The organism is Cellulomonas sp. PhB143, assembly GCF_003752595.1.
Classification (GTDB): Bacteria; Actinomycetota; Actinomycetes; order Actinomycetales; family Cellulomonadaceae; genus Paraoerskovia.
On the sequence record NZ_RKIJ01000011.1, the window covers coordinates 419,119 to 430,012 of the forward strand.

Below are 10,894 nucleotides of genomic sequence, written 5' to 3' on the forward strand. Positions count from 1 at the left end.
TGGCGGGGTGATCCTGTCGATCGACACCTCCGCAGCCGTGGCGGCCGCGCTCCTCGACGACGACGGTGCGCGGCTCGCGTCCGGCGTCGTGCACGAGCAGCGCCGGCACGCCGAGCTCCTCGCCCCGATGATCGTGGACCTCCTCGCCCAGGTCGGCGCCGCGCCGTCGGACGTCACGACGGTCGTCGCGGGCACCGGCCCCGCCCCCTACACGGGGCTGCGCGTCGGGCTGGTCACCGCGCGGACCTACGCGCTCGCGCGCGGCGCGACGCTGCTCGGGGCGGCGAGTCTCGACGCGGTGGCCGCGCAGGCGGTCTCCGACCTCGGACTGCGCGCCGGGGACGCCGTCCTCGCGACGAGCGACGCGCGGCGTCGGCAGGTCTACTGGGCACGCTTCCTCGTCCGCGCGCACGAGGGGCCCTACGGCGCTCCCGTCCTGGAGCGCACCGACGGGTACGACGTCGGGCCGGCCGCCGACCTGGCGGGGCTCGCGGACGGCGCGACCGTCGTCGGGCAGGGTGCGGCGCTGTACCCCGACGTCCTCGACGCGGCCGACGACGCCCCGCTCGTCCCGGACCCCGTCGTCCTCGCGCGCCTCGCGCTCGCGCGGCGGGACGCGGGCGAGGAGGTCGGCACGGCGCCGTTGTACCTGCGCCGGCCCGACGTCCAGGTGCCGGCCCCGCGCAAGCGTGCGATCGCCGTCGGCGGCCCGGCCGACGAGGGGTCTGTGCCGTGACGACCCGGGACGCGGGCGCGGGCGCGCCGCCCGGTGAGGCGGCCCCCGCGTACGGCACGGCGCCCGAGGACCGGCGTACGCCGTACGAGATCCGCCTGCGGCCGCTGGAGGCCCGCGACCTGCGGCGCGTCGAGCGGCTCGAGCAGCAGCTCTTCGGACGCGGGGCGTGGAGCTACGCGATGCTCGCCGAGGAGCTCGGGGGCCTGGGCCGCTGGTACGTCGCGGCCGAGCCGGTGCGGCCGTACGCCGCGGGACCCCAGGAGGTCGTCGGGTACGCGGGGCTGTGGTTCGACGGCGAGGTCGTCCAGGTCATGACGATCGGCGTCGACCCGGAGCTCCAGCAGCGGGGCGTCGGGCGCACGCTGCTCGAGGCGCTCCTGGCCCGGGCGCGGGTGCTGCGCGCGGAGGCGGTCCTCCTGGAGGTCGCCGTCGACAACGCGCCGGCGCTGCGCCTGTACGAGGGGTACGGGTTCGTCCGGCTCGGCGTGCGGCGCAAGTACTACTGGCCCGAGGGGACGGACGCCTACACGATGCGGCTCGAGCTGGCCCCGCCCGAGGGGGTCGCCTCGCCCGGGGCGGCGGACCGGGCGGCGCGGGCCGTGCCGGTGGCGGGCGGACCGCCCGCGGGGCGGCGCCCGGGAACCGCCGGCGCCCCGGGGCCGGTGGGCGCGTGAGCGCGCGCGAGCAGGTGCTGGTGGGCGTCGCGGCGCTCGCCCGCGCTCTGGGCGTGGCGCCGGGGTACCCCGACCGCGCCGCGTCCTCGCAGGTCCGTCCCCTGCCGCCCGGCGCGCCGGTGCTCCTCGACGTGCGGTGGGCGCTCGGGCGGGACGACGGCTTCGAGAGCTATCTGGAGGCCCACGTCCCGGGCGCCGTCTACGTCGACCTGGAGACCGAGCTCGCCGCACCGGCGAGCCGGTCCGCGGGACGTCACCCGCTCCCGGCCGCCGACGACCTGGAGGCGGCCGCGCGGCGCTGGGGCGTGGGCCCGGCGACGCCAGTGGTCGCGTACGACGCGGTCGGGGGCATGTCCGCCGCCCGCGCCTGGTGGCTCCTGCGCTGGGCCGGGCACGCCGACGTGCGGATGCTCGACGGCGGCATCGCGGCGTGGCGGCGAGCCGGCCTGCCCACGGAGCGGTACGACGTCACGCCGGAGCGCGGCGACGTCGTCGTGCGCCCGGGGTCGGTGCCCGTGCTTGACGCGGACGGCGCGGCGCGGGTCGCGTCGTCGGGCCTGCTGCTCGACGCGCGGGCGACCGAGCGGTTCCGCGGGGAGGTCGAGCCCGTCGACCTGCGTGCCGGGCACGTGCCCGGGGCCGTGAGCGCGCCGACGGCGGCGAACCTCGCCGACGACGGGACCTTCCTGCCGGACGACGCGCTGCGGGCGCGGTTCGCCGCGCTCGGCGTGGGGGACGCGCCGCCGCTCGGGGTGTACTGCGGGTCCGGCGTCACCGCGGCGCACGAGGCGGCGGCGCTCGCGGCGGTCGGCGTCGAGGCGGCGCTGTACCCGGGCTCGTGGTCGCAGTGGTCGGGCGACCCGCGGCGCCCGGTCGCGACGGGCGCCTCGGGCGCCTGACCCTCCCCGAAGCCGCCCGACACCGCCGAGAAGTCGAATTCGGCCCCTGATCCGGGCGGATCAGGGGCCGAAATCGACTTCTCGGCGGGCGGGCGGGCCGGGCCTGCGGGCGGGCCGGGCCTGCGCGCGGGGCGGGCGGGCGGGTCAGACCGCCGCGGACACCTGGTCGAAGCCGAGGCGCGTCTGGCGCGGGTACGAGGCACCCTCGGACGCGGGCGTCCCGACGTTGATCACGAGCTGCGACCTCCAGCCGTTGTCCGCGAAGAACTCCGCGTCGACGCCGGCGGTGTCGAAGCCGCTCATCGGCCCGACGTGCAGCCCGGCCGCGCGCAGCCCGACGATGAGGTAGCCGACCTGGATCAGCGTGGACTGCGTCGCCATCGGCGCGCGGCCCTCCGGGCCGTTGCCCTCGAACATCTCGCGCGCGCCCGGCACGTGGGGGGCGAGGACGGGCAGGTGCTCGTGGAAGTTCGGGTCGGCGGCCGCGACGATCGTCAGCGGGGCGTCGAGCGTCTTCGGCTTGTTGCCCTCGGCCATGTGGCTCACCAGGCGCTCGCGGGCCTCGGGGGTGCGCACGAGCAGGAGGCGCAGGGGGAGGGTGTTCATGGCGGTCGGGCCCCACCGGACCAGGTCGTAGGCGGCCTGGACCTGCTGGTCGCTGACGTGGCCGTCGTCGAAGCGGACGACGGTCCGCGCCTCGCGGAAGAGGAGGTCGGCGGTGGGCGCGTCGATCGAGAGCAGCTCGTCGGGCGCGTCGGTGGCGGGGGAGAGGGTGTCCGTGGTCATGCTCGGTTCAACGGGTTGATGGGTCAACCATGTTCCCGTCCTGGCTGTGACGTCGCCGACACCGGCCTCCGCCCGCGGCCGGATATCCTCGGGGCATGGCATCCGGCGATCCCCTCGTCCTCGGCATCGAGACCTCCTGCGACGAGACGGGCGTCGCCCTCGTGCGGGGGAACGAGCTCCTGTTCGACGCCGTCGCCTCGTCGATGGACGAGCACGCGCGCTACGGCGGCATCATCCCCGAGGTCGCGTCCCGCGCCCATCTCGAGGCGATGGTCCCGACGATCGAGCGGGCGCTGGCCGAGTCCGGCTGCACGCTCGCCCAGGTCGACGCCGTCGCGGTCACCGCGGGTCCCGGGCTGGTCGGCCCGCTGACGATCGGCGCCTCCGCGGCGAAGTCCCTCGCCCTCGCGCTCGACCGGCCCCTCTACGGCGTGAACCACGTGATCGGGCACGCCGCCGTGGACCAGCTCGTGCACGGCGAGTTCCCGGAGCGCGTGATGGCGCTCGTCGTCTCCGGCGGGCACTCGTCGCTGCTCCTGGTCGACGACGTCGCGACGTCCGTCACCGAGCTCGGCTCCACGCTCGACGACGCCGCGGGCGAGGCGTTCGACAAGGTCGGGCGCCTGCTCGGGCTGCCGTACCCGGGCGGCCCGCACATCGACCGCCTGGCCCGCCAGGGGGACCCGACCGCCATCCGCTTCCCGCGCGGCCTGACGGCCCGCAAGGACCAGGCCGCTCACGCCGACGACTTCTCGTTCTCCGGGCTCAAGACCGCCGTCGCCCGCTGGGTCGAGACGCGGGTCGACGCCGGCGAGGAGGTCCCGGTGGCCGACGTCGCGGCGTCGTTCGCCGAGTCCGTCGCCGACGTGCTCACGGCCAAGACCATCGCGGCGTGCCACCGGCACGACGTCGGCACGCTCGTCGTCGGCGGCGGGTTCTCCGCGAACAGCCAGCTGCGGGAGATGGCGGCGGCACGGTGCGCCGAGGCGGGCATCGAGCTGCGGATCCCGCCGATCCGCTTCTGCACCGACAACGGCGCGATGATCGCCGCGCTCGGCTCGGCGGTGGTCCGGGCAGGCGTGGCGCCGTCGGACCTGTCGATCGGGGTCGACTCGTCGATGCCGCTGACCACGGTGTCCGTCTGACCGGTCCGTCTGACCGGTCCGTCCGACCGGTCCGTCCGACCGCGCTCAGACCGGCTTGCCTGCCCGCATCTCCTTGACGAGCGAGGCGACGACGGCGTCCAGCTCGCCCGCGTTGCGCCGGGCGACCGCCCGCTGGCGCTGGTAGGACGCCCCGCGTCGCAGCGTGATCTTCAGGTCCTCGAGCTCGGCCGCGCAGCCGAGCCGCTCGGCGACGGGGGCGAGCTCGTCGATCAGGCGCGCGACGTCGTCGGTCACCAGGCCCTCGTCCCCGGACCGGTCGAGGATGATGATCGCGTCCATCCCGTAGCGGGCCGAGCGCCACTTGTTCTCCTGCAGGAACCACCCGGGCAGCGACGGGAGCTCCTTGCCCTCGTCGAGCATGGTCGAGAAGTGCTCCACGAGGCAGTGGGTCAGGGCGGCGGTGGCGCGCAGCTCGGTGATGTTCGTGATCCCGTCGCAGATGCGCATCTCGAGGGTGCCGAACCGGGGGGAGGGCCGGATGTCCCAGCGCACCTCGTCGAACCCGTCGATCACGCCGGTGTGCATCATGTCGCCCACGTACTGCTCGAGCTCGGACCACTCGTCGAACTGGAAGCCGAGCCCCGCCGTCGGCAGCTGCTGGAACATCAGCGCCCGGTTCGAGGCGTAGCCGGTGTCCTTGCCGCCCCAGAACGGCGACGACGCGGAGAGGGACTGCAGGTGCGCGAAGAAGCAGTGCATCGCCCGCTGGATCGGCAGCACCTTGTCGCGGTCCTCGATGCCGACGTGGACGTGCACGCCGTAGATGAGCATCTGGCGGCCCCACCACTGCGTCCGGTCGATGAGCGTGTTGTAGCGCTGCTTGTCCGTGACCTTCTGGTGGTCCCACCGCGCGAACGGGTGCGTGCCGGCGCACATGAGCTCGACGCGCAGCGGGTCGGTGATGGCGCGGATGTCGGCGATCGAGCGCTCGAGGTCGTCGGCGGCCTCGCGCACGGTGCGCCGCGGGTTGCTGATCACCTCGACCGTGTTGAGCAGCAGCTCCTGGGTGACGTTCGCGTGCGGCGACCCGTCGGCGCCGCGCAGGCCGTCGAGCACGGTCTGGGCGACCTGGCGCAGGTCTCCGGAGTCGCTGTCGACGAGGGCGAGCTCCCACTCGAGCCCGATCGTCGAGCGGTCGGAGCTCGCGAACGGGAGGCTGAGATCTCTGCTGCGGCCGGTCATGCGGCGTCCCCCTGATCGTCCGGCGCACCCGCGCCCGGACCCGTGCCGTGCGTCGTCCGCGCGAGCGGCTCGACGACGAGCACCTGCTGCGCGCCGCCGACCCTCGTGAGGATGATCGTGCCTTCCCCGTCTCCTCGCAGGTCGAGCTGCTTGCGCAGCTGCTCGGGGACGACGGCGGTGCCCCGCTTCTTGATGGTCAGGCGGCCGACGCCGCGCTCGCGCAGGTAGGCGCGCAGCCGCTTGAGGCCGAACGGCATCGTGTCGAGCACCCGGTAGCCCGTCGCGAGGCCGGCCGCGAGCCCGTTCTCCCGCACCGGCGCCGGGGCGTCCGTCGTGACGTACGCGATGGTCCGGTCGAGCAGGCGGCCGTGCAGGTCCTGCGCCGCGTACGCGACGAGACCGGCCCGGATCACCGCGCCGTCCGGCTCGTACAGGTACTGCCCGACGGCGCCGACGTCCGGCACCAGGTCGGGGCCGTCGTCGGGCCCGCCGGAGAGAGCCCCGGGGCGAACGGCACGCGCGAGGGTGGTCGGGGCGCCGTCGGGCCCCGTGACCTGGCGCAGGACCAGGGCGCTGCGGCCGGGGCCGTCGGGGGCGAGGGGCCCGAACCAGATCCCCGCCTCGACGACGTCGCCGTCGACCGAGACCCACTGGGTCTCGGCGTCCTGGGGGAGGCCGTTGTGCGAGATCCCGGGGCCGACCTTGATACCGACGGCGGCGACGCGGTCCCGCAGGGCCCAGACCGCGTCGAGCGGGGGCGCGTACGCCTTCGGGTCGACGATGCGGGACCCCGAGCGGGTGCGGCGGGCGGGGTCGGCGTAGACGCCGTCGACGCCCTCGGCCGCGAGGTCGAGCGTGAGCCCGTCGGCGTGCCGGACGACGGCCTCGGGGTGGTGGCGCAGGTTCACGGTGGCGACCGACGCCGTGGCCTCGTCGACGTCCGCCGCGAGCACGCGCAGGCCCATCCCGGCGAAGGTCATGGCGTCGGCGCCGATCCCGCACGTGAGGTCGGCCACGTGCGTCACCCCGGCCGTGAGGTAGCGCTGGGCGTGGCGCGCCGCGACGACGAGCCGGGTCGCCTGCTCGAGCCCGGCCTGCGTGAAGAGCATCCCGTCGGCGAACTCGCCGAACTTCTCGCGGCCCTTGGCGCGCAGCCGGGACTGCGTCATGGCGGCGGCCGCGAGGCCGGGGTCGACGCCCTTCGCGCGCAGGCCGGCGGCGAGCGCCATCGCCTGGTGCGGGTCGTACGGGGGCAGCGCGTTCAGGAGCGCCCAGCCCTCGGGGCGCAGGAGCTTGGTCAGGGACTCGGCGGCCTCGGCGTCCATGGGCACGATCCTTGCACGCCGCCGCGGGGCCGCCCCGCCGCTGCGAGCCGCGCACCGTTGGCACTCGTGTTGACCGAGTGCTAACCGCCACCTAGATTTGGCGATGGGTCGTCGCGGTCCGGCGTCTACGCCGCACCCCGTGCCGACCCGGGCACCACCCAGGCAGGTCGACCCCCGCGACGGCGGCCGGCTCAGGGAGTGCGACACCCATCCGTTGCAGTTCTCTCGCGAAAGGGGAGGTCCGACGTGTCGGTCTCCATCAAGCCGCTCGAGGACCGGATCGTCGTGAAGGCCCTCGAGGCCGAGACCACGACCGCTTCCGGTCTCGTCATCCCGGACACCGCCAAGGAGAAGCCCCAGGAGGGCGAGGTCCTTGCGGTGGGCCCGGGCCGTGTCGACGACAACGGCAACCGCGTCCCCGTGGACGTCGCCGTGGGCGACAAGGTCATCTACAGCAAGTACGGCGGCACCGAGGTCAAGTACGACGGCCAGGAGCTCCTGGTCCTCTCGGCGCGCGACGTGCTCGCCGTCGTCGTGAGCTGACGCTCCCGACGCACTGCACGCGAGAGCCCCCGTGACCGACGGTCACGGGGGCTCTCGCACGCTCGAGGTCTGCTGGGGGTCAGCCGGTCTGCTGGGCGAGGATCGCGCTGCGCTCGTCCTCGGACAGCCCGCCCCAGACGCCGTAGGGCTCCCGGACGCGCAGCGACTGCTCGCGGCACTGCATCATCACGGGGCAGGAGTGGCAGATCGCCTTGGCCGCCTCCGCGCGACGGCGACGGGTGGAGCCCCGCTCGCCCTCCGGGTGGAAGAAGAGGGTGTCGTCCACGTCGCGGCACGCACCCTGGTACTGCCACTCCCACAGCTCCATCACCGGACCGGGCAACCTCGAGATCTCCGTCATGCCGGACAACCTACAAGCGTTGCAGAAGTTGTTCAAGGGGCTGGTGAAGATCATGTGTGCGATCACATGCTGTTCATAGGCTGTTCATCGGTCCAGGCGCTGGCGCGATCGGTGGCGCGGTCGCGCCGGGCGGCCCCAGGACCGGGTCGTGGGCCGACCCGCCGGGGGGTCCGTGGGTGGCACCGGGCGACGCGGGTCGGCACAATCGACCCATGACACCTCGCGGACAGATCTCCGACGACGGTGGACCGGCAGACGGACCTGACGTCGGAGCTGCGCAGCAGCCGGCCAAGGGTCCGTCGCTGACGGTGGCGGCGGTGGCACGACGCCTGGGCGTCGCCCCCGCGACGCTGCGGACCTGGGACCGGCGCTACGGCCTCGGACCGTCCGGCCGGTCCGCAGGCTCCCACCGCCGGTACACCGGCGACGACGTCGCCCGCCTCCTCGTGATGCGCGGCCTGACCATCGAGGGGGTCGCCCCCGTCGACGCCGCGCAGGCCGCGCTCGAGGCGGACGTCTCCCGGATCGACCCCTGGGGCGACGTCCCGCACCTGAGCGGATCGACGAGCGGATCGACGAGCGGATCGACGAGCGGATCGACGGGCGGCTCGAGCCCTACCGGCGACGACGCGCCCGACGTCGCCGCGCAGGACCGGCCGGCGGGCGGTGCGCCGCAGGGGCGGGGCGCGCGGGCGGCGGAACCTGCCGAGGCGACGCCGCGTCGCCCGCTGCTCCGGGCGGTGCAGGGTGGAGCGGGCCAGCGTGGCTCCGCGGGCCCCGAGCCTGCGGGCCATGCGTCCCCGGGCCGGCTCGACGTCCCGATGACGTTCGCCGCCCCGGCCGGCGCCACGGTCTCCGACATCGTCGATGCCGCGATCGCCTACGACGAGCGGGCCTGCGACGAGCTCCTGCGCATCGGCCCCGAGATCGACCCGGGCGTGTGGTGGCCCAACCTCGTCGAGCCGGCGTTCCGGCGGCTGCGCGAGCGCACGGTCCTCGCCGGCCCGGGGGAGGACCCGGCGGTGCTGCTGGCGAACGCGACGCTGCACGCCCTGCGGCGCTCCGCGCGCGAGCGGGAGGACGCCGCGGTCGCGGCCGGCGCGCCGCCGGCGAACCACCCGAGCCGGATGCGCAAGATCGTGCTGATCTTCGCCGCGCCCGAGGAGCGGCTGCCGCTGGCGGCGCACGCGCTCGCCGCGGCCATCGCCGCGCGGGGCGGGACCGCGCGGATCGTCACCGGGCCTGCCAACACCCACCGGTCGCTCGAGATCGTGACGATGGTCCGTCCCGCGGCCGTCGTCGCCGTCTCGTCGCTGCCGCGCCCGGAGCTCGACGTCGTCGACGCCACGCACGCGGCCAACCCGGACCTGCCGATCTTCGTCGGCATGTCGCACGACGCGGCCGAGGTCGACATCCCGCTGGCGGCCAACGTGCTCCGCGTGCGCTCGTTCACGGGGCTGCTGCACGAGGTGCTGGCGATCGCCGGCTGACCGCCCCGGGTGCCCCGGGTCCGCGCCGTAGACTGGCGGGCGTGACGGACTCGACCACCCCCAGCCCCGCACCCGCCTCCGGCCTGCCGGACCCCTTCGGCTTCCTGGGCCTGACGTACGACGACGTCCTGCTCCTGCCGAACGAGACGGACGTGATCCCCAGCGAGGTCGACACGACCTCGCGCCTGACCAGGGAGATCGACGTCGCCGTGCCGCTCCTCTCGGCCGCGATGGACACGGTCACCGAGTCGCGGATGGCGGTCGCGATGGCACGCCAGGGCGGCATCGGCATCCTGCACCGCAACCTCTCGATCGCCGACCAGGCGCACCAGGTGGACCGGGTCAAGCGGTCGGAGTCGGGGATGGTCACGGACCCCGTCACCGTCGGCCCGGACGCCACGCTGACCGAGCTCGACCGCCTGTGCGGGCAGTACCGGGTCTCGGGCCTGCCGGTCGTGGACGCCGACGACGTCCTGCTCGGCATCATCACCAACCGCGACCTGCGCTTCGTGCCGGCCGGCGACTTCGACCGTCTGCGCGTGCGGGAGGTCATGACGCCGATGCCGCTCGTGACGGCGCCGGTCGGGATCGCCGGCGACGACGCCGCCGCGCTGCTCGGCAAGCACAAGGTCGAGAAGCTGCCGCTCGTCGACGACGCCGGCCACCTGCGCGGGCTCATCACGGTCAAGGACTTCGTCAAGTCCGAGCAGTACCCGAACGCCACGAAGGACGGCGAGGGGCGGCTGCGCGTCGGCGCGGCGATCGGGTTCTTCGGCGACGCGTGGGAGCGGGCCACGGCGCTCGCGGAGGCGGGGGTCGACGTGCTCGTCGCGGACACCGCCAACGGCCACGCCCGCCTGCTGCTCGACATGATCCGCCGGCTCAAGTCGGACCCGGCCTTCGCGCACGTGCAGGTCATCGGCGGCAACATCGCCACCCGCGCCGGCGCGCAGGCGCTCGTGGACGCCGGGGTCGACGCGGTGAAGGTGGGCGTCGGCCCGGGCTCGATCTGCACCACCCGCGTCGTCGCGGGTGTCGGCGTCCCGCAGGTCACCGCGATCCACGAGGCCGCCCTGGCGTGCCGCCCCGCGGGAGTGCCCGTGATCGGCGACGGCGGCCTGCAGTACTCCGGGGACATCGCCAAGGCGCTGGTCGCGGGCGCGGACACCGTGATGCTCGGCTCGCTCCTCGCCGGCTGCGACGAGAGCCCGGGCCAGCTGGTGTTCGTCAACGGCAAGCAGTTCAAGCACTACCGCGGCATGGGGTCGCTCGGCGCGATGGCCTCGCGCGGGAAGGTGTCCTACTCCAAGGACCGCTACTTCCAGGCCGACGTCGCGAGCGACGACAAGATCGTCCCCGAGGGCATCGAGGGGCAGGTCCCGTACCGCGGGCCCCTGGGCGCCGTCGCGACACAGCTCGTGGGCGGCCTCGGCCAGTCCATGTTCTACGTCGGCGCGCACACGATCCCCGAGCTCCAGGAGAAGGGGCGCTTCGTGCGCATCACCTCCGCGGGGCTCAAGGAGTCGCACCCGCACGACATTCAGATGACGGTCGAGGCGCCGAACTACACCGGGCGCTGAGCCCACCGCCTCCACCCGCCGACCCGCCGAGACGTCGAATTCTGCCCCTCGATCCTTCGGCGGTTTCTAGTGGTCAGTGCAACACCGGGTTCTGACTCGGAGGTGTGCTGTGGGGCAACATGTGTCGCTTAAAGATCGTGTTCGAGCGTTGA

Annotated in this window: 11 protein-coding genes; 7 read left to right on the plus strand and 4 right to left on the minus strand. The window is 74.6% G+C overall.

Translation table 11 applies throughout. The annotated features are described in order from the left end of the window. Positions 1-7: 7 nt before the first annotated feature. Genes tsaB through EDF32_RS08220 form a run of 3 tightly spaced genes read left to right on the plus strand, consistent with a single transcriptional unit; the run spans position 8 to position 2,309 of the window. Positions 8-736 carry a tRNA (adenosine(37)-N6)-threonylcarbamoyltransferase complex dimerization subunit type 1 TsaB gene (tsaB, locus tag EDF32_RS08210; RefSeq protein WP_123308019.1) on the plus strand — a complete coding sequence of 243 codons (729 nt, stop codon included), beginning with the start codon at positions 8-10 and terminating at the stop codon, positions 734-736. Further along, positions 733-1,410 carry a ribosomal protein S18-alanine N-acetyltransferase gene (rimI, locus tag EDF32_RS08215; RefSeq protein ID WP_370449944.1) on the plus strand — a complete coding sequence of 226 codons (678 nt, stop codon included), beginning with the start codon at positions 733-735 and terminating at the stop codon, positions 1,408-1,410. The genes tsaB and rimI overlap by 4 nt, the downstream gene beginning before the upstream one ends. Further along, positions 1,407-2,309 (plus strand): sulfurtransferase, encoded by a 903-nt coding sequence (locus EDF32_RS08220; protein ID WP_370449945.1) that lies wholly within the window; start codon positions 1,407-1,409, stop codon positions 2,307-2,309. Before rimI ends, EDF32_RS08220 begins: the two co-directional genes overlap by 4 nt. A gap of 144 nt (positions 2,310-2,453) precedes the next feature. On the opposite strand, the gene EDF32_RS08225 is transcribed toward EDF32_RS08220, so the two are convergent. Further along, complete coding sequence (locus EDF32_RS08225; protein ID WP_123308020.1) at positions 2,454-3,095, minus strand: malonic semialdehyde reductase; 642 nt, start codon at positions 3,093-3,095, stop codon at positions 2,454-2,456. Between the two features lie 95 nt (positions 3,096-3,190). Here EDF32_RS08225 and tsaD point away from each other — a divergent pair, with 95 nt between their 5' ends. After that, positions 3,191-4,240 (plus strand): tRNA (adenosine(37)-N6)-threonylcarbamoyltransferase complex transferase subunit TsaD, encoded by a 1,050-nt coding sequence (tsaD, locus tag EDF32_RS08230; protein WP_123308021.1) that lies wholly within the window; start codon positions 3,191-3,193, stop codon positions 4,238-4,240. A gap of 45 nt (positions 4,241-4,285) precedes the next feature. On the opposite strand, the gene EDF32_RS08235 is transcribed toward tsaD, so the two are convergent. Further along, positions 4,286-5,443 (minus strand): glutamate--cysteine ligase, encoded by a 1,158-nt coding sequence (locus EDF32_RS08235; protein WP_123308022.1) that lies wholly within the window; start codon positions 5,441-5,443, stop codon positions 4,286-4,288. Next, positions 5,440-6,768, minus strand: coding sequence for an SAM-dependent methyltransferase (locus EDF32_RS08240; protein ID WP_123308023.1), 1,329 nt, complete (start codon positions 6,766-6,768; stop codon positions 5,440-5,442). The genes EDF32_RS08235 and EDF32_RS08240 overlap by 4 nt, the downstream gene beginning before the upstream one ends. A 246-nt stretch (positions 6,769-7,014) precedes the next feature. Between EDF32_RS08240 and groES the strand changes: the two genes are divergently transcribed. Then, entirely contained in the window at positions 7,015-7,311 is a 297-nt protein-coding gene (gene groES, locus EDF32_RS08245) for a co-chaperone GroES (protein WP_123308024.1), read from the plus strand. A gap of 79 nt (positions 7,312-7,390) precedes the next feature. On the opposite strand, the gene EDF32_RS08250 is transcribed toward groES, so the two are convergent. Continuing rightward, a complete protein-coding gene (locus EDF32_RS08250) occupies positions 7,391-7,672 on the minus strand; it encodes a WhiB family transcriptional regulator (RefSeq protein WP_123308080.1) in 282 nt (93 codons plus the stop codon). A 212-nt stretch (positions 7,673-7,884) separates the two neighbouring features. On the opposite strand from EDF32_RS08250, the gene EDF32_RS08255 reads away from it, so the two are divergent. Both EDF32_RS08255 and guaB read left to right on the plus strand, forming a co-directional pair. After that, positions 7,885-9,162 (plus strand): MerR family transcriptional regulator, encoded by a 1,278-nt coding sequence (locus EDF32_RS08255; protein ID WP_123308025.1) that lies wholly within the window; start codon positions 7,885-7,887, stop codon positions 9,160-9,162. A 41-nt stretch (positions 9,163-9,203) separates the two neighbouring features. Next, a complete protein-coding gene (gene guaB / locus EDF32_RS08260; protein WP_123308026.1) occupies positions 9,204-10,742 on the plus strand; it encodes an IMP dehydrogenase in 1,539 nt (512 codons plus the stop codon). Positions 10,743-10,894 lie beyond the last annotated feature (152 nt).

What these genes read in the sequence shown, in the direction of transcription:
- EDF32_RS08235 (WP_123308022.1), bottom strand. Translation starts at nt 5,443, where the DNA reads ATGACCGGCCGCAGCAGAGATCTCAGCCTCCCGTTCGCGAGCTCCGAC.
- EDF32_RS08225 (WP_123308020.1), bottom strand. Translation starts at nt 3,095, where the DNA reads ATGACCACGGACACCCTCTCCCCCGCCACCGACGCGCCCGACGAGCTG.
- tsaD (WP_123308021.1), top strand. Translation starts at nt 3,191, where the DNA reads ATGGCATCCGGCGATCCCCTCGTCCTCGGCATCGAGACCTCCTGCGAC.
- EDF32_RS08255 (WP_123308025.1), top strand. Translation starts at nt 7,885, where the DNA reads ATGACACCTCGCGGACAGATCTCCGACGACGGTGGACCGGCAGACGGA.
- EDF32_RS08240 (WP_123308023.1), bottom strand. Translation starts at nt 6,768, where the DNA reads ATGGACGCCGAGGCCGCCGAGTCCCTGACCAAGCTCCTGCGCCCCGAG.
- EDF32_RS08250 (WP_123308080.1), bottom strand. Translation starts at nt 7,672, where the DNA reads ATGACGGAGATCTCGAGGTTGCCCGGTCCGGTGATGGAGCTGTGGGAG.